Raw genomic sequence first — 18,251 nt, 5'->3', positions numbered from 1 at the left:
GTCAGCGTTTGCGCACCGCGACATTGTTGGCGGTCTGCAGATTGTCCCAGAATTGGCGCACGCTGGCCTCCCACGAGAACTGCTCGGCGTAGGCGCGGCAGTGGTCGCGGTCGATCTCCAGCGCGTCGAGCGCGGCCTGGCGCAGGTCCCAGCTCATGACGCCTGCACCCGAATCGGCGATCAGGTCGATCGGCCCCATCGTGGGGTAGGCCGCGACGGGAACGCCGCACGCCATCGCCTCCATCTGCACGAGGCCGAGCGTATCGGTCAGCGACGGGAACACGAAGACGTCGGCGGCGGTGTAGTGCGCCGTCAGCTCCTCGCCGATCTTGTTGCCGGTGAAGACAACGTCAGGATAACGCTTCTTCAGGTCCGCCAGCGCCGGCCCGTCGCCGACAACCACCTTGGTGCCGGGCAAATCCAGGTCCAGGAAGGCGCCGATATTCTTCTCCACCGACACGCGCCCGACATTGAGGAAGATCGGCCGCGGCAGATCCTTCAGCGCGGGCGGAACGTCAGGGTTGAAGGTGACCGTGTCGACGCCGCGGACCCAGCGCACCAGCCGCTTGAAGCCGTGCTCGGCCAGCTCCTTCTCCAGCGTGGTGTTGGAGACCATGCAGCCGACGCCCGCATTGTGGAAGGAGCGCACGAAGGCGTAGGACCAGGACAGCGGCACCGGCGCCCGCGCGCGGACATATTCGGGGAAGCGGGTGTGGTAGCTCGTCGTGTAGCCGACGCCGTTGAGGCGGCACCAGCGCCGCGCGATCATGCCGAGCGGCCCTTCGGTGGCGATGTGGACGTAGTCCGGTTTCACCTTGTCGATCGCGCGGCAGACGCGGCCCGGCGTGGTCACCGCGAGGCGGATCTCCGGGTAGGTCGGCATCGGCACGGTGCGGTAGTCCGCCGGGGTGATCATCGACACGTCGATGCCGAGCTTTTCGAGCTCGATGCGGGTGGTGTCGAGGGTGCGGACCACGCCGTTCACCTGCGGGTGCCAGGCGTCCGTCACGAGGGCGAGGCGCGTCATCGCCCGGTCTTCCGATCACTCATGGTGCCGTGTGCTTCATGCCGCTTGGCTACGGGAGGGGGTGGGGATGTCGCTGCCCGCCGGCTCGCGATCTGCGAGGCGTGTCCAGCGGATCAGCTCGAACGTCCCGTCGAACCGCTCGCCGATGGCGGTGCAGCTCTCCACCCAGTCGCCGGTGTTGATATATTGCGTGCCGTGCATGTCGTGCATCGTCGCGTGGTGGATGTGGCCGCACACGACGCCGTCGGCACCGCGGCGCTTCGCCTCGGTGGCGAGCGCCTGCTCGAACTGGCCGATGAAGGAGACGGCGTTCTTCACCTTCAGCTTCGCCCAGGCCGACAGCGACCAATAGGTGAGGCCGAGCTTGCGGCGCACCACGTTGACCCAGGTGTTGGCGGCCAGCGTCGTCACGTAGGCCCAGTCGCCCAGGAAGGCGAGCCACTTCGCATGACGCACGACGACATCGAACTGGTCGCCGTGAATGATGAGAAGGCGGCGCCCGTCGGCGGTGGTGTGGATCACCGAATCGACCACTTCGACGCCGCCGAAGTGGGTGCCGACATAGTCGCGCAGGAACTCGTCGTGATTGCCGGGCAGGTAGACGATCTCGGTGCCCTTGCGGCCTTTGCGCAGAAGTTTCTGCACCACGTCGTTGTGGGCCTGGGGCCAATACCAAGTCTTCTTCAGGCGCCATCCGTCGATGATGTCGCCGACGAGGAAGAGCTTGTCGGACTCGTGGTGGCGGAGGAAATCGAGAAGCAGCTCGGCCTGGCAGCCGCGTGTGCCGAGATGGATATCGGACAGAAACAGAGTGCGGAACTTCCGCACGTTCGGATCATCCTCGGATCCCATATCCGACCTCGTGCCGTTCAGCCTCATGGGCGCCTGCTAGCATACCTTTTGAGTGTATGAACAGGGCATCGCAACACCATCGGCGCAAGGGCAGGGGGCAACTTTGCGCAGTGTGACATTCGGTGAACAGCGGGTACAGTCGCGCCCCTGTGGCTTGCCGGATGGCGGTGGCGCGCCTAGCCCTTTCGGCATGACGGTGCATCTTCTGAAGCTTGCGGTGGGGGTCGCCTCCCTCGACGATATGCGCGAGAGGGCGGCCTTTCGCGCGGCCGAGCGCGGCGGCGATGTGCCCGCCATGGCCATTACGACGCGCATGGCCCCCAAACGGGTCGACGAGCTGGTGAACGGCGGCAGCCTCTACTGGGTGATCAAGGGCAGCGTTCAGGCGCGCCAGAGGATCCTCGGGCTGGAGCCTTTCACCGACAATACGGGTATAGGCCGGGTGAGCATCCTGCTCGACCCGGAGGTGTTCGCGGTGCGGCCGCGCCCGTGCCGTCCGTTCCAGGGCTGGCGCTATCTGCGGGCGGACGAGGCGCCGGCGGACATCGTTCTGGGCGCGGTGGACGAGGCGATGCCGGACGCCATGCGCCGCGACCTGATGGAGCTGTGCCTGATCTGACGGCGCGCCCGGCGGGAGCCGCCGGGGCCGCGGGGTGCGGACGGACAACGAAAAAGGCGCGGGGTGCATCGCACTCCGCGCCTTTTTCGTTGCGTATTATTCGCCTTCGAGCGGTGGGGCGCGGCATGCGCCCCGTCGCCGAGGTCAGTTCGGCTCGCCGGACTCGGCGGCTGCGGGGGCGCCGTCGCCACCCGCGTCGGCCGCGGCGGCGGTGCGGCGGGTGCGCGGCGCGCGGGTCCGCGGCGTCGTCGCCGTGCGGCGGCGCGGGGTGCGCGGCTTCGCGGCCTTCTTCGGCTTCGCGTCGTCGCCGCTGTCCTCGCCCTCGCCGTCTTCGGCGGAGGCCGTTTCGGCAGAGGCGTCGACGGTGGCGGGCTCTTCGGCGGCCGGCGTCACGTCAGGCTGCGGCGCGGAGGCGAGGTCCTGCGGCGCGTCGGCCGAATCGTCGTCGTCGTCATCATCGTCGGCCGCATGCTGGTGGGCGGCGGCGTGATGGGACGGGGCGTGGTTGCCGTTGCTGGCGTGCGCGCCGTTGCCGTTACCGTTGCGGCGCCCGTTGCGGCGCGGCGGCGGGGCGTCGTCCTCGTCGTCGTCGTCCTGATCGCGATTGCCGTGGCCGTTTCCGTTCACGCGGATGGCGCGGCGCAGGCCCTCGTCGTCGTCCTCCATCCCGTCATAGCCGCTGATGGAGGGCTGCTCGTTGCCGCGGTGGCGGTCGTCGCGGCGGTCCTCGTCGCGGCGGTCGCCGCGGGGCTGCTGCTGGCCGCTCTGCTCGTAGGCGGCGGCGACGATCCGGTAATAGTGTTCGGCGTGCTGGAAGTAGTTTTCCGCCATCACGCGATCACCCGAAGACTGGGCATCGCGTGCAAGCTGGGCGTACTTGTCCGCCACCTGCAAAGCCGAGCCCCGGATCTTTACGTCGGGGCCGTTCGACTCGTAGGAGCGCGACAGCGGATTCCCGCCGCCCTTGCTCCGGCTGCGACCACGAAGACGCTTGCTCGGGTTGTTTGGTCTCATCAGCTCGCTTCTCGATCCGGAACAGATGGGTGAACGCGGACGGTGGGCTTCGGCCGATTCAATACAGGGCCAAAGCTTCGCCACGGACTCCGCATTATGCGAAATCCACAGTCTCGTCCGATTCGGGTTCGGAACGCCGCCTGGGCAGCGAACCACACTTCGACCGTCGGCAACGACAACAGCGCCGTCTCCCCGGTAGGCGGGGTCGATGGGCTTGATCGTCGCCAGGATGGCGTCAGTGATAACGATGCCCCGCATTCGGGGCAGGCACACGATGCGGTACCGTTGCAACTTCAGGCGAACCTGACGTCGCGAAGACCGCTCGGCCGACGGCGGCACCGTAGCGGCTCACCCGTCGCTTTCCAATACTTAATTATGCGGTGCGGCGATGTTTTGTCCAGTGTGGCGCACAAACCATAGTTCGGCGCTCAAACCACCATTCGGCGCAGGGACACCGCCCGCGGGTCTCCATTCAGATCGTCAGCCACCGCCAATGGTTCAAGCCCCTGGAGGGCGGCTTCTGCAATCACATCGTCGCGGGCCAGCGGCGCAATCTCCACGATCAGCGCGCCGCCGGGCTTCAGCATCGCCTCGGCCTGGGCGAACACGGTGCGGTAGGCGTTCAGCCCGTCCTCCCCGCCGTCCAGCGCAAGACGCGGGTCGAAGTCGCGCACGGTGCGGTCCAGCGTCTCCACCTCGGCGCTGGCGATGTAGGGCGGGTTCGACACCACGAGGTCGAACTGGCGGCCCAGCGCCGCGCCGAAATTGGCCTGGATGAAGCGGGCCCGCTGGTCGAGATTATGCCGTTCTGCATTGCGCCGGGCTTCCACCAACGCCTTGAACGAGATGTCGACTCCGACCCCGAAGGCGGCGGGCCGCTCCGAAAGGATCGACAGGAGGATGGCCCCGGTGCCGACGCCGAGGTCGGCGACCGTGACGGCCTCGTCGGGCGGGTAGAGGGCGGCCAGCGCCAGCTCGACCACGGTCTCGGTCTCCGGCCGCGGCTCCAGCGTATCGTCGGTGACGCGCAGGTCCAGCGACCAGAAGGCGCGGCGGCCCAGAATGCGGCCGATGGAGCGGCCCGCCAGCCGTTCGCGCGCACGGCGCTCCAGCTCGGCGATCGACTCGTCCTCGATGACGAGGCGCGGATTGGCGATGAGCTGCGTTGTGGTGACGTCCAGCGTCTCGGTCACGAGCAGGCGTGCGTCGAGGTCGGGCGTGGAGATGTCCGCCTCGCGAAAGACGCGGCGCAAGGTGTTGTAGAGGTGCCCCAGCTCCGGTTCGCCGCAGAAGAGAGGCTCCATCAGGTCAGGCATCGGCTTCCGCAAGAAGTTTGGCGTTATGGTCTGTCGCCAAAGCGTCGATCACATCCCCTAAACCCGCACCGGACAAGATTTCGTCGAGCTTGTAAAGGGTCAGATTGATGCGGTGATCCGTCACGCGGCCCTGCGGAAAATTGTAGGTGCGGATGCGTTCGGAGCGGTCGCCGGACCCGACTTGCGTCTTGCGGTTGGCGGCCCGCGCATCGGCAGCGGCCTGGCGCTGCATGTCGTAGAGGCGGGCGCGCAGCACCTCCATGGCGCGGGCGCGGTTCTGGTGCTGCGACTTCTCCGACGAGGTGACCACGATTCCGGTCGGCAGATGGGTGATGCGCACGGCCGAATCGGTGGTGTTGACGTGCTGCCCGCCGGCGCCCGACGCACGCATGGTATCGATGCGGATGTCGCCGGCCGGAATGTCGATGTCGACGTCTTCGGCCTCCGGCAGCACGGCGACTGTGGCGGCCGAGGTGTGGATGCGCCCGCCCGATTCGGTCGCCGGGACGCGCTGCACGCGGTGCACCCCGGACTCCCATTTCAGCTTGGCGAACACGGAATCGCCGCGCACGGCGGCGATGATTTCCTTGTAGCCGCCCGCCTCTCCCTCGGAGAGGCTCATCGTTTCGACGCGCCAGCCGTTTTCGCTGGCGAAACGCTCGTACATGCGGAAGAGGTCGCCGGCGAAGAGCGCGGCTTCCTGGCCGCCGGTGCCTGCGCGCACTTCCAGGATGGCGCTCTTGGAGTCCGCCTCGTCCTTCGGCAGCAGCGCGATCTTGATCTCGTCGGACAACGTGGCGATGCGTTGCACCACCGCCGGGCGCTCGGCCTCGGCCAGCTCCGCCAGCTCGTCGCCGGAGCGCATCATCTCGTCGATGCCGGCGAGCTCCTTCTCCGCCTCGCGCAGGGCGGAGACGGAGTGAACGAGGGGTTCGAGCTCGGCATATTCGCGGGAAAGGCGCACGAACTCTTCGGCCGCCGGGCCGGATGCCATGCGTTGTTCAAGGATATTGAAGCGGTCGACGACCTCGTCGAGCCGCTGCCTCAGCGCCATGTGTGTTTTAAGACCCTAGATCGGGATGTCGTTCGCATCCGCAAATCGCGAAAGCAGATGACGAATGTCGTCTGTTCCGCGGCCCGGTTCAAGCCTTGGCCACAGCCGTGCGCGCAACCGTCCCAGATCTGTTGCACGGATTGCTGTTTTAACGGGACCGATCGCGGCCGGCGGCATCGACAGTTCGGTGTAGCCGATGCCGAGCAGGCATAGCGCTTCCAACGGGCGGCTGGCGAAGTCGCCGCACACGGTCACCGGCACGTTGGCCGCGTTGCAGGCGTCGGCGATCTTCTTCAGCATCCGCACGAAGGACTGGGACAGCGTGTCATAACGCCCGGCGACGCGCACGTTGGAGCGGTCGGCCGCCATCGCGAACTGGTAGAGGTCGTTGGTGCCGACGGACACGAAGTCGACCACCTGGAGGATCTCCTCCAGCTCGAACAGGAGCGATGGCGTCTCCAGCATCACACCGAGCTTCAGCGTGTCGGGAAGCTGATAGCCGTGCTGGTGCAGGAAGCGGCGCTCGCGGTCGACCAGAGCGCGGCTGGCGTTGAACTCGGCCACGGTGGTGATCATCGGGAACATGAGCTTCAGCTCGCGTCCGGCGGAGGCGCGCAGGAGGGCGCGGATCTGCGTGCGCAGCAGGCCCGGACGGTCGAGGCCGAGGCGGATCGCCCGCCAGCCCATCGCCGGATTCTCCTCCTCCATGGTGCGCAGATAGGGAAGCACCTTGTCGCCGCCGACGTCGAGCGAGCGGAACGAGACGGGCCGCCCTTCGGCCTCTTCATAGACCTTGCGGTAAAGCTGTTCCTGCTCGCGCTGGCGGGGCAGGGCGTGGGCCATCATGAAGAGGACTTCGGTGCGGAAGAGGCCGATGCCCGCCGCGCCCGACTCCTTCAGATGCGGCATGTCCGCCAGCATGCCGGCGTTCATCGACAAGGTGACCTCGACCCCGTCGCGGGTGATGGCAGGCAGGTGCCTGAGGCGCCGGTACTGCGCCTGCCGCCGCGCCCTGAAGCGCACCTTCTCGGCGAACACGTTCTCGACGTCCGCGGAGGGGCGGATGTGGACGTCGCCCCCGTCGGCGTCGACGATGATCGCCTCGCCCGATTCCACCATCGACGTGACCCCGGCGGCCTGGCCGATGGTGGGGATGCCGAGAGCGCGGGCGATCAGCGTCACGTGGCTGGCGGGGCTGCCTTCCTCCATGACGAGGCCGCGGATGCGCGTGCGGTCATAGTCCAGCAGCTCCGCCGCGCCCATGGTGCGGGCGACGATGATGGCGTCGCCGGTCACCTGCGCCAGCGACATGGAGGAGCGGCCGAGAAGTTCGCGCAGGAGGCGGTTGGCGATGTCGTCGAGGTCGTGCAGCCGCTCGCGCACCATGCGGTCGGTGGAGCGCATCAGCCGGGCGCGGTTGTCGGACTGGACGCGCTCCACGGCGGCTTCGGCGGTCAGGCCGGAGCGCACGACGTCGGCCATCTTGCGCGCCCACCCGCGGTCCTGGGCGATCATCAGGAACGCTTCCAGCACGTCCCGCGGGGCGCTCTCGGCCTGCACCTCGTCACGCGACAGGTGGGCGACGAGGTTGCCGCGGATCTTGTCGAGCGCGGTCTCCAGGCGGTTCAGCTCGTGCTCGACATCGTCGGTCAGCAAGCGTGTGACGACGACGCGCGGTTCATGCAGCACGGCGCGGCCGAGGCCGACACCCTCGCACAAGCATGCGCCCGAAACATGGAGCTGGCGCTTGATGTCGAGCGCGGCTGTCGGCTGCGGGATCTTTTCGAGGTCGCCCGTCCCGGCGATCTCGGCGATCACCATGGCGACGGTCTGCAGCGCCTCGACCTCTTCGTTGTCGTAGCGCTTCGGGGCGCGGTTCTGCACCGTGAGCACGCCGATCATCCGCCCGGCGCGCAGGACCGGCACGCCGAGGAAGGTGTTGTAGTCGTCCTCGCCCGTCTCCGGCAGGTAGGCGAAGGAGGGGTGGGCGCGCGGATTGGTGATGTTCAGCGGCTGGGCGGTCTTGGCGACACGGCCGACGAGGCCTTCGCCGACGCGCAGGCCCGCACGGTGGACCGCGGCGGCGTTCAGGCCATGGGTGGCATAAAGCTCCAGCACCGCGTCGGCACGAAGGACGTACAGCGACGAGACTTCGGCAACCATGTTGTCGGCGATGATGCGCACGATGCGGTCGAGCCGCTCCTGCGCGTCCATCGGCGCGGCCATCGTGGCGTGCAACTGCTTGATGAGCTGCCTCGGGCCGGCGAGCGTGTCGCGCATCGGTCCTCCCTTTGTCGTCCGAACCGAGGGGAGGCACAAACGTCTGAGTTCATGCCGCCGAAATGTACGAGCCTGTAATATAACCCCGTGGCGATGTTAAACCAGCCGGCGGGGCAGCGGAGTTTTAGCCGCCAAATCGCTCGCCAGCAATGGTTGCGTGACGCTTGTCGGCACACGTAACGGCATTCATTGGCTCACCTCGCTCACCCGCCCAATTTCGGCAATGCATTGCGCAGGATCAAGAAGTAAACACAGTCCTCGACCGCGCCTGCCCGCCGCCGCCAGTTTACTGCGCGATGACGGTGAATTCATCAAGGAAACTTCGTGGCGAAATTATGAAATGGATGCCTTCTTGATGTGCATCATTTATAGTTTTTATGCTTACAACAGGGCAGTCGCCATTATGGGTGCCGCGAATAGAAGCCATGCTTCCGCCGCGGCCGGACATCAACTCATGTGATATTTCACGCTCGCTTCGGCGGACGGCATCTTCGTCGCCCCGGTCGATCCGCACGGCCGCAACCGCCACCGGCCGCGCCTCCCTCGATGGTTTGTAGGCGAATAACTTGGCGCTCAATAGACGTGCGCGTCGAGAGGCGCCTTAATCTATGACAAGTCTTGCCGATCCGCACGTGCGGAGGGCACGGGTGGGGGGCCTTGCGGCCCGTCACCCTCCGCGGCGCCGGCCGAAAGCCCGGTCAGGCGGCGGCTTTGTCCAGCCCGTAGACGGCGTGCAGCGTGCGCACCGCGAGCTCGGTATAGGCCGAATCGATCAGGACCGAGATCTTGATCTCCGACGTGGTGATCGCATGGATGTTGATCTGCCGCTCCGCCAGCGCCTTGAAGGCGGTCGCCGCGACACCCGCGTGACTGCGCATGCCGATGCCGATCACAGACACCTTCACCACGTCCTTGTTGCCCAGAACCTTGGCATAGCCGAGATCGGCGGAGCGGTCTTCGAGCAGCTTCATGGCCCGGTCATAGTCGGCTTCGGGCAGCGTGAAGGTGATGTCGGTGGTGGACCCGTCGTCGGAAATGTTCTGTACGATCATGTCGACGTTGATGCCGTTTTGGGCGAGCGGGCCGAACACCTTGTAGGCGACACCCGGCGAATCCGGAACGTCGCGCAAGGTGATCTGCGCCTCGTCCTTGGCGTAGGCGATCGAGGTGACGTTTTCCTGTTCCATATCGTCCATCTCGGGGGTGATGAGCGTGCCTTCGGGCGGCAGCGACGGGTCGGCGAACGAGGAGCACACGAGGACCGGAACCTCGTGCACCATGGCAAGCTCCACGGAGCGCACGTGCAGCACCTTGGCTCCCTGCGAGGCCATCTCCAGCATCTCCTCGTGGGAGACGCGCGGCAGGCGGCGCGCCGTCTTCACGATCCGCGGATCGGTCGTGTAGACGCCGTCGACGTCCGTATAGATATCACAGCGGTCCGCCTTCAGCGCGGCGGCCATGGCGACGGCGGTCGTGTCGGACCCGCCGCGCCCCAGCGTGGTGATGCGGTTCATCGACGAGATGCCCTGGAACCCGGCGATCACCGCGACCTGACCCTGGGCGAGACGCTCGCCTAGAACGTCGGTGTCGATCGCGGCGACGCGCGCGGCGCCGTGGGAATCGTCCGTCCGGGTCTTGATCTGCCAGCCCTGCCAGGAGCGGGCGTCGATCCCCATCGACTGCAGGACGATCGCGAGCAGTCCCGAGGTGACGTTCTCCCCGGAGGAGACGACTGCGTCATATTCGCGGGCGTCGTGGAGCGGTGAGGCGTCGCGGCAGAGGGCGACGAGACGGTTGGTCTCGCCCGCCATCGCCGAGACGACCACGGCCACCTCGTTGCCCTGTTTGATCTCACGCTCGACGTGACGGGCGACGTTGCGGATGCGGTCGAGGTCGGCGACGGAGGTGCCGCCGAATTTCATAACGATGCGGGCCATCGGACTTTGGCGTTTGGATGTTGCGAATAATGGTGGAGCCGCTAGCTAGCAGGGTCAGTCACGAACAACAACGGTTTGTCATGTCCACCATCGATGCCGCCGAAGTCGACAAGTTCGACCGCCTTGCCGCCGAGTGGTGGAATCCGGACGGCAAAATGAAGCCGCTGCACAAGTTCAACCCCGTTCGGCTGACCTATCTGCGCCAGACCCTGTGCCGCCATTTCGACCGCGATCCGAAGCTGGAGGCGCCGCTGGAGGGCCTGCGCATCGCCGACATCGGCTGCGGCGGGGGGCTGTTGTCCGAACCGCTCGCCCGAATGGGGGCCGACGTGGTGGGCATCGACGCCGCCGCCACCAACATCGAAGTGGCGAAGCGCCATGCGGACATGTCGGGCGTCGACGTCGACTACCGCAACACCACCGCCGAGGACATGGTCGCCGCGGGCGAGACCTTCGACGCTGTCCTCGCCATGGAAATCGTCGAGCATGTGGCGGATGTGCCGGCCTTCGTCGCCGCCTGCGCCGCCATGGTGCGGCCCGGCGGCTTCACCGTCTTCGCCACCATCAATCGGACGCCGAAGGCCTTCGCGCTCGCCATCGTCGGCGCCGAATATGTGCTGCGCTGGTTGCCGCGCGGCACGCACCAATTCTCCAAGCTGGTGAAGCCGGCGGAGCTGGAGCGCGCCTTCACCGCCAACGGCCTCACCGCGCGCCAGCCTACCGGCGTCGTCTTCAACCCGATCCGCGACGAGTGGGCGCTCGGCCACGACACCGACGTCAACTACATGATCCAGGCGGTCAAACCGACGGGCGCCAGCCTCACCGTGTGAGCCTGGCGCCCGCGAGCCTTACTCGGCGCTGACGTTCTCCTCGATCCACGCTTCGATCAGCGCGGCCACGTCGTCGGAATTCTTGTCCATCATCAGCATGTGGCTGTTGCCGGTGAGGCCTTCCTCCGGCAGCGGCATCCAGGTGACGGACCCGCCGGCCTCGTCGATGGCGTCGGCCCAGGTGCGGCTGGCCGCCTGGAAGGTCGGCCAGGGCGCCATGTCCATATAGTCGCCCCACACGATCAGGTGCGGAACGCCTGCGACGGCGGCCGCGTCCGCCTGCTCGGGATTCGGCGCGCCGGACGGCTCGATCGCGATCAGACCTTTCACGAGGTCCGGATTGGCGAGCGCGGCGTTGTAGCCGAAATTGCCGCCCTGGCTGTGGACGATGATGATGCAGGGGCACACCCGCTCCACCAGTTCGTCATAGGCCGCCTGCGTGCGCGCGTCGTTCGACACCCAGCGCGGCACGGACTGTTTGGTGAACTGGTTGTAGGCCTCCAGCGGGAACTGCGTGCCGTCCATCGCCTGCCGCTTGGCGGGGTCGATGTTCCAGCCCTCCTGCGGGCCGATGCGGAAAAGGTACCAGCCCTCTTTCATGGTGCGGAAGATGGGCGGCCCGTCGTAGATTTCGGGATAGCGCGCCCAGGAGGAGCGGCCGCGCTCCACAGCGTCGGACAGGTAGACGTCGTGGCCGGCCTCCAGGAAATATTGCTGCCAGCCGGGTTCACCGTCTGGCTTCGTCTCCCAGGTGACACCGGTGAGGCCGCCTCCGTGCCACATCAGGATCGGCAGCCCTTTGGGCTCGGCCAGCTTGATGTACTGCACGTACATTTGACCGACATTGAAGTTGCCGTTGGGGTCCAGCTCGATCGGCTTCATGCCTTTGGTGAAGCTGATCATCTGTTTGTCGAGGCCGGACAGCTCCACCACTTCGCCGCCGATGTGGAAGCTGCCGATTTCCTTCACGTTCATGTCGGCGGCGGCTGGCGCGGCGAACGCCATCGCCCCGGCCAATGCCAGGATGCGCTTCATCGCAATCCTCCCTGTGGCCCGTGCGCAGAAGGCGCCGGGCCTTGTTGTTGCCGGTCGCGATGATGCGACCGGTCAGGGAGATCGTCAGACGGTGCCAGGCTGCGGTCAAGGCGATGCCGCGCCCGGCGGGCGCAGCGATAGGTTGCGGCGATAGCCCCCGCGCCCGGGCCTCAGGCGGCGGCGCGCTTCTCCAGGAACTCACCCATCCGGCCCATGGCTTCGAGGATCCGGTCCTTGGCTGCCGCGTAGGAGACCCGCACATAGCCTTCGCCCAACGTGCCGAAGTCCGGCCCGCCGATCAGCGCCACGCCGCTTTCGGTCAGCAGCGCGTCGGCCAGCGCCTTCGCCTTCCACCCGGTCGCGGTGATGTTCGGGAAGGCGTAGAAGGCGCCCTTCGGCGTCGCGCAGGTGATCCCCGGCAGACCGTTCAGCGCCTCCACCACGGCTTTGCGGCGGTCGTCGAACGCCTCCACCATCGCCGTCACCGCGTCCTGCGGGCCGGTCAGCGCGGCGATGCCCGCATATTGCGCCGGCGCGTTCACGCACGACCAGGCGTTGACGGCGAGCTTGCGGCACTTGTCGTAGAGCGGCGTCGGCCACAGCGACCAGCCGAGCCGCCAGCCCGTCATCGCATAGGTCTTCGAGAAGCCGTCGAGGAGGATCAGCCGGTCGCGCAGCTCGGGGAAGGAGCCGAGCGAGACGTGCGGCAGCCCGTCATAGGTCATGCGGCCGTAGATCTCGTCCGACATCACCGCCACGTTCGGGTGCTTCATCAGGATGTCGACGAGGCGTTTGACGTCCTCCGGCGGGGTCACGCCGCCGGTCGGGTTCGCGGGCGAGTTGATGATGACGAGGCGCGTCTTGTCGGTGATCAGCGCCTCCACGTCGTCCGGCGAGAAGGCGAAGCCGTTCTCTTCCTTGATCGGCAGCGGCACCGGCGTCGCGCCGGTATATTCGATCATCGAGCGATAGATCGGGAAGCCCGGATCGGGATAGATGATCTCCGCCCCCGGCTCACCGAACAGGAGGATGGCGAGGTACATCGTCACCTTGCCGCCCGGCACGACGAGGATGTTGTCGGGGTTCGTCTCCACCCCGGTGCGCATCGTCATGTCCGCGGCGATCGCCTCGCGCAGCGGCGGGATGCCGTTGGCCGCGGTGTAGCCGTGGTGGCCGTCCCGCAGCGCCTTCACCGCCGCTTCGACGATGTGGTCCGGCGTCGGAAAGTCCGGCTGGCCGATGCCGAGGTTGATGATATCGCGTCCCTGCGCGGCGAGGGCATTGGCCTTGGCGAGGACCGCAAAGGCGTTCTCCTCGCCGATCCGGTCGAAGCCGGGCGTAGTCATGAGCATGGGTGTATCCTCCGGGCCGCCTTCTTAATGCGAAGCCGGGCGCGCGTCACCGTCCGCCTTCGCCGATCGTGCGCTGTCTTTCCTCAGGGGGTGGGCGTTTCGCCTTGGGCGATCACCTGCCCGCGCACGCGCTCGCGGTGCAGGATGTAAAGGCCGGCGCTGGCGATGATCGCGGTGCCGACGAAGGTCCACAAGTCCGGCACCTGATGGAAGATGAAGTAGCCGAGCAGGATCATCCACACCATCTGAGCGTAGACGAAGGGCGCCAGCGTCGATGCGTTGGCGATCCGGTGGGCGACGGTCAGCGCATAGTGACCCACCGCGCCGAAGAAGCCGAGCAGGATGGCGATCAGCCATTGCCAGCCCTCGAGCCTCATCAGCGCGCCGGGTGCGGCGGGGGAGAGGACCACGACGCCCACCAGAGCCGACAGCATCAGCAGGCTGAGCGAGTTCTCGGTCCTGTGCATGCGCCGGGTGAGGACGATGTAGAACGAATAGTTGACCATGCCGCACAGCGACAGGATCGCCGCCCAGTGCATCGCCCCCGTGCCCGGACGCAGCACGACGAGCACGCCGACGAACCCGACACCGACGGCGATCCACCGCCGCATCCCCACCTGCTCGCCCAACAGCGGCCCGGCGAGTGCGGTGACCATCAGGGGCGCGGCGAACATGATCGCACTGGTCTCCGCGAGCTGCAGATATTTCAGCGCCCAGAAGTTGAAGCAGGTCGAGAGGAGCAAGGTGACGCCGCGGATGATCTGCATCCACGGGTGCCTGGTCTTGAACGGGCTGAGGTCGCGCCAGACCCTGAGGAAGAGGCACAACAGCAGGACGTGGAAGAAATAGCGCAGCCACGCGATCTCGATCGACGGCATCGTCGCGCCGAGCCATTTGGCGGAGGTGTCGAGGCAGGCGAACAGCGACACCGCCAGCACCATGAGGGCGATGCCGCGCAGGTTGGCGCCGGCCTCCGTCGAAGCAGGGGGGAGCGGCACCTACTCCGCCGCTTCCTCGATGTCGAGAAGATCGTCCGGCTCCTCGGGGAGGTCAATTCCTTGAGCAGCAAGCAAATTCTTTTCCATTTTCTTCAAGAGCTTGCGGATGCGCTTGCGGTCCTTGTCGTCGAATCCCGCCAACGCTTCTTTTTCGACCCGTTTATAAAGTTTGTCGATATCACCGAGGAGGGCGCGGCCGGTTTCCGTCAACGAGACACGGGCAAGGCGGCCGTCCACCTCCGACGTCTGGCGCAGGACGAAACCTCCAGCGGCGAGGCGCGTGACCATCTTCGTGACGGTCGGCGGCTGAACGCCGAGCTCCGCCGCGAGCGCGGACATCGTCTTCGCCTCGCCGGTGGAGAGCGCCTTCAGGACGTGTTCCTGGCCGGGATATAGCCCGATCGCCGTCAGATGCGCGCCGGAGCGCGCCCTCTGCGCCTTGGCCGCACGGGCCAGACGATGCGTGGCGGATTTGGCAAGGTCGAACGGCATGGTGCCCCCCGGATACGCTGCGTGCTGCCGGAGCGGGCAGGTTGTGCATCCCTGGTGCCTTACGTCGCATCCGCCGGGACTGCAAGCGGCGGCGGCCGCGAGAGACGCCGCGCGCGTGTTCCCGTCGCCGGCGCCCGCAATGGCGTTCCCCCGGTTCGCCACCGCACGCCTTGAGAGGGATAGGGGTGTCAGAACTGCGCCGCGCGGCGGGCGATGCGGGCGGCGAAGGCGGCGCGGCGTTCCGGCGTCGCCGTGTCGATCCGGTGCAGCGCGTCGTAGCTCGTGCGGCAGCGCGGGTGGCACAGCGCCCGGAAGCCGCGCAGCAAGGTGCGCCGCCCCGGCTCGCCGATGAGCTTGGAATAGACGAGCGGCGCGCCCGCCGTCGTCACCACCGCGACCCGGCGGATGTGGCCGAGACCGCGCCCGCCCTGCATCGGTTTCGACTCGGTCGGCATCTCGAACGTCGCGTGCGGGACGAGAACGCGGTCGAGCCAGCCCTTCAGCATCGCCGGCAGGCCGAACCACCAGGTGGGGTAGTGGAACAGCACGCCCTCGCACCACCGCAGATGTGCCAGATGCTCAGCCACCGGGATCTCGTTGTCCCCCGGAGCGTGGTAGCCGGCCCGCTCCTCGCGGCTCATCACCGGGTCGAACCCGTCCGCATAGAGGTCGACCACACGCACCTCGTGGCCCGCCGCCTCCAGCGCCGCGCGGCTTTTGGCTGCGAGGTGGTGGGTCAGGCTCTCGGGATTCGGGTGGCACAGGACGATGAGGACGCGGCTCATGCCCTCAGGCTCGGAAAGAGATAGGGGCGGCCATAGTCGAAGTCCGGATCGTCCCAGGCGATCATCTTGCCAGGATTGAGCAGGCCCTTGGGGTCCGCCCGCCGCTTGAAATTGAGCTGCACGGGGTCGGTCTGCTTCATCCCGCCCTCTTCCAGCGTGTAGCGGTGCGGGTTGAAGATCGGACAGCCATTGTCTTCGTGGAGCTTCACGATGGCGTCGAGCCGCGCCTCGTCGGTGTAGCGCACCAGGGGGAGGCCGAAGCAGCCGACCGCCCCGTCGAAGCGCACGAATTCCAGGTGCGTCGGCGCCTCGTCGCCCAGAAGCTGCGCCATCTTCATGACTTTTCCGGCGATGTCCGGCTGCGGATAGAGGACCTGGAGATAGGTGATCGCCGGGTCCACCCTGAGCGCGCGCAAGGTGGTGTGGTTCCACGAAAGCTCGAACGCGGGCGGCAGGCGCTCCGCCGCCATGTCCACGCGGTCGCTGCGGAAGGTGACCTCGCCGCCCGAAGCCTCTCCCAGCGCCGCAACGTCGTCCGCCGCGAAGGCCGCCGCGATGGTGACGACGAAGGCGGACCCGTCCGGCAAGTAGGGGCGGTGGCGGCGCAGGTAGGGGGCGACGGCCGCGTCCATCACCGCGACGTTCTTCAGAAGGAGGCCGTCCGCCGCCGTCAGCGTCTCGCCGTGGCGCACCGCGGCCTCCAGCGTCGGGAAGGCGGTGATCATGTCGATCCAGGCGATGGCCGGGGCCAGCGGCATCTCCACCTCGGTGATGATTCCGGTGGTGCCGTAGGCGTGGCTAACGCGGTTGAGGTCGCGCCCCTTCAAGGTCAGCACCGTGGGGTGGGAGCCGTCCATCGCCACCATCTTGGCCGAGACGATGTTGCCGACATCCCGCAGCCCGCCCCAGCGCACCGAGCCGACACCGCCTGACCCGCCGGCGATGAACCCGCCCACCGAGGCGGTATGGTAGGTCGACGGGAAGAGCCGCAACTCCTGACCGGTGGGGCGCGCGGCCTTGTCGATGTCGGCGAGGATCGCGCCGGCCTCTGCCACCACCGTGCCCGCCTTCACCTCGATCACCCGGTTCATCGCCGACAGGTCGAGGACGAGGCCGCCCGACAGAGGCATCGCCTGGCCGTAATTGCCGGTGCCCGAGCCGCGCACGGTGAGCGGAACGTCGTTCTTGAAGCAGGCGCCGATGACGAGATGCGCCTCGTCCGGCGTGCGCGGGCTCGCCACGATGTCGGCCTTCACCGTCTCGAGCTGGCGCTTCAGCACCGGGGAATACCAGTAAAAATCGCGGCTCTTCTGCTGGACGATCTGCGGATGCTCCTCGATGGGAACGCCCGCAATGTCGGTCTTCAGCGCGGCGATGTTCATGGCACGGCAAGCTCGCGATAGTCCGGCAGGGTGGCCTCGATCACTGCCCCGCCGCGGATGATGGTCCTGTCCATATGGGGCCGTGACATGAGCTCGTCCCACCGTCGCGCCGGAAAAATCACGAGGTCGGCCACCGCACCCGGCGCAATCTTGTCACGATCGGCAAGGCCCATGATCGCCGCGGGCGCGGCGGAGAATGCGGCCGGCCAGTCGCCCACCGGGTGGTCGAGGTGCAGGATGCGCGTCGCCTCTCGCCAGACCTCGGCCATGTCGAGGTCGCCATAGGCGTAGAACGGGTCGCGCGTGTTGTCGGACGCGATGGCGACGGGGATGCCGCGCGCACGCATTTCATGCACCAATGTGCCGCCGCGGATGCGCGGTGTGCGCCCCGCGTGCCGGTCCTGAAGATACATGTTGCACATCGGCAGCGAGACGATGGTGAGCCCCGCCTCGGCCACGGCATCCAGCGTGCGATTCGCGGTGGCGTGGTCCATCGCCATCAAGGTGCAGCAATGGCCGCAGGTGATGGTGCCGGAGAAGCCGATCCGCAGCGCCTCCGCGGCGACGAGGGCGAGGTCGTTGCGTCCGGGGTCCAGGCTCTCGTCGACGTGAAGGTCGACGTCGAGGCCGCGCGCCTCCGCCTCCTCCAGAAGGGCCCGCAGCTTCGCCTCGCGGCCCGCGACGGTGTGCATCACCGCGCCGACGATGCCGCCGTGCTCGGTCACGAGGTCGAAGTGGGGGCCGAGATCGTCCGGCAGTTGCTCGATCGCGGTGAGGGCGGACCCCTGCAGCGTGATGCGCCCCGCCCACCGCTCCTTCATGGCGGCGAAGACCGGCCATGAAATGCGGTCCTGCGGCGCCGCGCTGTCGATGTGGGTGCGGATGGCGGCCGTACCGTGGGCGTAGGCGGTGGAGAGCGCGAACTCCATCCGCGCCGCCACGTCCTCGGCGGTCCAGAAGGCGCGGCGATCCTCGCCGGTGGCCGCAAGCGCGGCGGCGAAGGTGCCGTCGGGGTTCGCCGTGCGCGGGGCGATGTGGCCCTTGTCGAGATGGGTGTGCATGTCGACGAAGGCGGGGACCACGATGCCGCCGCCGCAGTCCCGCGCGCCGATGACGCTGCCCGATGCGGGCGTGACCGAGGCGATGCGGTCACCGTCGATGACGATGTCGGCGAGCATCAGGTCGCCGCCCGGAAGCGCCTCGTTGAAGACGGCCGGGATCGCCGCGTTCGCCAGCCTCACGCGGCCGTCCCCGCGCCGTTCGCCGTCAAAGGGCGGA

General features: G+C 67.4%; 17 protein-coding genes. 3 read left to right on the top strand and 14 right to left on the bottom strand.

All coding sequences use genetic code 11. The features are described 5' to 3' along the window. Position 1: 1 nt before the first annotated feature. Together BIX52_RS18360 and BIX52_RS18355 are read right to left on the bottom strand one after the other, a co-directional pair. Positions 2-1,027, bottom strand: coding sequence for a glycosyltransferase family 4 protein (locus BIX52_RS18360; RefSeq protein WP_075222547.1), 1,026 nt, complete (start codon positions 1,025-1,027; stop codon positions 2-4). Positions 1,028-1,063: 36 nt separating this feature from the next. After that, positions 1,064-1,879 (bottom strand): UDP-2,3-diacylglucosamine diphosphatase, encoded by an 816-nt coding sequence (locus BIX52_RS18355; RefSeq protein WP_083550739.1) that lies wholly within the window; start codon positions 1,877-1,879, stop codon positions 1,064-1,066. A 190-nt stretch (positions 1,880-2,069) separates the two neighbouring features. Here BIX52_RS18355 and BIX52_RS18350 point away from each other — a divergent pair, with 190 nt between their 5' ends. Then, positions 2,070-2,498, top strand: a complete 429-nt coding sequence (locus tag BIX52_RS18350) for a DUF1489 family protein (RefSeq protein WP_075222545.1) — start codon at positions 2,070-2,072, stop codon at positions 2,496-2,498. A gap of 144 nt (positions 2,499-2,642) precedes the next feature. Here BIX52_RS18350 and BIX52_RS23510 read toward each other — a convergent pair whose 3' ends face one another. From BIX52_RS23510 to ptsP, 4 genes are all read right to left on the bottom strand, one after another. Then, on the bottom strand, positions 2,643-3,596 hold the full coding sequence (locus BIX52_RS23510; protein WP_205647854.1) for a DUF4167 domain-containing protein: 954 nt from the start codon (positions 3,594-3,596) through the stop codon (positions 2,643-2,645). A gap of 344 nt (positions 3,597-3,940) precedes the next feature. Beyond that, the gene (gene prmC, locus BIX52_RS18340; RefSeq protein WP_083550746.1) at positions 3,941-4,828 is read right to left on the bottom strand and encodes a peptide chain release factor N(5)-glutamine methyltransferase; all 888 of its coding nucleotides are present in this window, start codon (positions 4,826-4,828) and stop codon (positions 3,941-3,943) included. Then, positions 4,821-5,882 (bottom strand): peptide chain release factor 1, encoded by a 1,062-nt coding sequence (gene prfA, locus BIX52_RS18335; RefSeq protein WP_075222543.1) that lies wholly within the window; start codon positions 5,880-5,882, stop codon positions 4,821-4,823. Before prfA ends, prmC begins: the two co-directional genes overlap by 8 nt. A 15-nt stretch (positions 5,883-5,897) precedes the next feature. Further along, positions 5,898-8,162: a phosphoenolpyruvate--protein phosphotransferase gene (gene ptsP / locus BIX52_RS18330; RefSeq protein WP_075222542.1), complete on the bottom strand. Its 2,265-nt coding sequence runs from the start codon at positions 8,160-8,162 to the stop codon at positions 5,898-5,900. 157 nt (positions 8,163-8,319) lie between these two features. On the opposite strand from ptsP, the gene BIX52_RS22985 reads away from it, so the two are divergent. Next, on the top strand, positions 8,320-8,622 hold the full coding sequence (locus tag BIX52_RS22985; protein ID WP_139312809.1) for a hypothetical protein: 303 nt from the start codon (positions 8,320-8,322) through the stop codon (positions 8,620-8,622). A gap of 238 nt (positions 8,623-8,860) precedes the next feature. Here the strand turns inward: BIX52_RS22985 and BIX52_RS18325 are convergent, their stop codons facing one another. Then, positions 8,861-10,099, bottom strand: a complete 1,239-nt coding sequence (locus BIX52_RS18325; RefSeq protein ID WP_075222541.1) for an aspartate kinase — start codon at positions 10,097-10,099, stop codon at positions 8,861-8,863. Positions 10,100-10,179: 80 nt separating this feature from the next. Here BIX52_RS18325 and ubiG point away from each other — a divergent pair, with 80 nt between their 5' ends. After that, on the top strand, positions 10,180-10,929 hold the full coding sequence (gene ubiG / locus BIX52_RS18320) for a bifunctional 2-polyprenyl-6-hydroxyphenol methylase/3-demethylubiquinol 3-O-methyltransferase UbiG (RefSeq protein WP_108676622.1): 750 nt from the start codon (positions 10,180-10,182) through the stop codon (positions 10,927-10,929). Positions 10,930-10,947: 18 nt separating this feature from the next. On the opposite strand, the gene BIX52_RS18315 is transcribed toward ubiG, so the two are convergent. The 7 genes from BIX52_RS18315 to BIX52_RS18285 form a co-directional block, all read right to left on the bottom strand. Next, the gene (locus BIX52_RS18315) at positions 10,948-11,964 is read right to left on the bottom strand and encodes an alpha/beta hydrolase (protein WP_075222539.1); all 1,017 of its coding nucleotides are present in this window, start codon (positions 11,962-11,964) and stop codon (positions 10,948-10,950) included. Positions 11,965-12,134: 170 nt separating this feature from the next. After that, the gene (locus BIX52_RS18310) at positions 12,135-13,316 is read right to left on the bottom strand and encodes a pyridoxal phosphate-dependent aminotransferase (RefSeq protein WP_075222538.1); all 1,182 of its coding nucleotides are present in this window, start codon (positions 13,314-13,316) and stop codon (positions 12,135-12,137) included. 83 nt (positions 13,317-13,399) lie between these two features. After that, complete coding sequence (locus BIX52_RS18305; RefSeq protein WP_075222537.1) at positions 13,400-14,314, bottom strand: DMT family transporter; 915 nt, start codon at positions 14,312-14,314, stop codon at positions 13,400-13,402. Beyond that, the gene (locus BIX52_RS18300; protein WP_075222536.1) at positions 14,315-14,806 is read right to left on the bottom strand and encodes a MarR family winged helix-turn-helix transcriptional regulator; all 492 of its coding nucleotides are present in this window, start codon (positions 14,804-14,806) and stop codon (positions 14,315-14,317) included. Between the two features lie 188 nt (positions 14,807-14,994). Continuing rightward, the gene (locus BIX52_RS18295; protein ID WP_075222535.1) at positions 14,995-15,591 is read right to left on the bottom strand and encodes an NAD(P)H-dependent oxidoreductase; all 597 of its coding nucleotides are present in this window, start codon (positions 15,589-15,591) and stop codon (positions 14,995-14,997) included. Further along, complete coding sequence (locus BIX52_RS18290) at positions 15,588-16,973, bottom strand: FAD-binding oxidoreductase (RefSeq protein ID WP_075222534.1); 1,386 nt, start codon at positions 16,971-16,973, stop codon at positions 15,588-15,590. Before BIX52_RS18290 ends, BIX52_RS18295 begins: the two co-directional genes overlap by 4 nt. Beyond that, positions 16,970-18,214, bottom strand: coding sequence for a cytosine deaminase (locus tag BIX52_RS18285; protein ID WP_245803228.1), 1,245 nt, complete (start codon positions 18,212-18,214; stop codon positions 16,970-16,972). Before BIX52_RS18285 ends, BIX52_RS18290 begins: the two co-directional genes overlap by 4 nt. Between the last annotated feature and the right edge of the window lie 37 nt (positions 18,215-18,251).

Source organism: Acuticoccus yangtzensis, from assembly GCF_001927245.1.
Taxonomy (GTDB): Bacteria; Pseudomonadota; Alphaproteobacteria; order Rhizobiales; family Amorphaceae; genus Acuticoccus; species Acuticoccus yangtzensis.
This window is presented reverse-complemented; position numbering and strand designations above follow the sequence as displayed.

Excerpts from the sequence above, each read along its gene's own strand:
- BIX52_RS18360 (WP_075222547.1), bottom strand. The coding sequence starts at position 1,027 with ATGACGCGCCTCGCCCTCGTGACGGACGCCTGGCACCCGCAGGTGAAC.
- BIX52_RS18355 (WP_083550739.1), bottom strand. The coding sequence starts at position 1,879 with ATGGGATCCGAGGATGATCCGAACGTGCGGAAGTTCCGCACTCTGTTT.
- BIX52_RS18350 (WP_075222545.1), top strand. The coding sequence starts at position 2,070 with ATGACGGTGCATCTTCTGAAGCTTGCGGTGGGGGTCGCCTCCCTCGAC.
- prmC (WP_083550746.1), bottom strand. The coding sequence starts at position 4,828 with ATGCCTGACCTGATGGAGCCTCTCTTCTGCGGCGAACCGGAGCTGGGG.
- prfA (WP_075222543.1), bottom strand. The coding sequence starts at position 5,882 with ATGGCGCTGAGGCAGCGGCTCGACGAGGTCGTCGACCGCTTCAATATC.
- ptsP (WP_075222542.1), bottom strand. The coding sequence starts at position 8,162 with ATGCGCGACACGCTCGCCGGCCCGAGGCAGCTCATCAAGCAGTTGCAC.
- BIX52_RS18325 (WP_075222541.1), bottom strand. The coding sequence starts at position 10,099 with ATGGCCCGCATCGTTATGAAATTCGGCGGCACCTCCGTCGCCGACCTC.
- ubiG (WP_108676622.1), top strand. The coding sequence starts at position 10,180 with ATGTCCACCATCGATGCCGCCGAAGTCGACAAGTTCGACCGCCTTGCC.
- BIX52_RS18315 (WP_075222539.1), bottom strand. The coding sequence starts at position 11,964 with ATGAAGCGCATCCTGGCATTGGCCGGGGCGATGGCGTTCGCCGCGCCA.
- BIX52_RS18310 (WP_075222538.1), bottom strand. The coding sequence starts at position 13,316 with ATGCTCATGACTACGCCCGGCTTCGACCGGATCGGCGAGGAGAACGCC.
- BIX52_RS18300 (WP_075222536.1), bottom strand. The coding sequence starts at position 14,806 with ATGCCGTTCGACCTTGCCAAATCCGCCACGCATCGTCTGGCCCGTGCG.
- BIX52_RS18295 (WP_075222535.1), bottom strand. The coding sequence starts at position 15,591 with ATGAGCCGCGTCCTCATCGTCCTGTGCCACCCGAATCCCGAGAGCCTG.
- BIX52_RS18290 (WP_075222534.1), bottom strand. The coding sequence starts at position 16,973 with ATGAACATCGCCGCGCTGAAGACCGACATTGCGGGCGTTCCCATCGAG.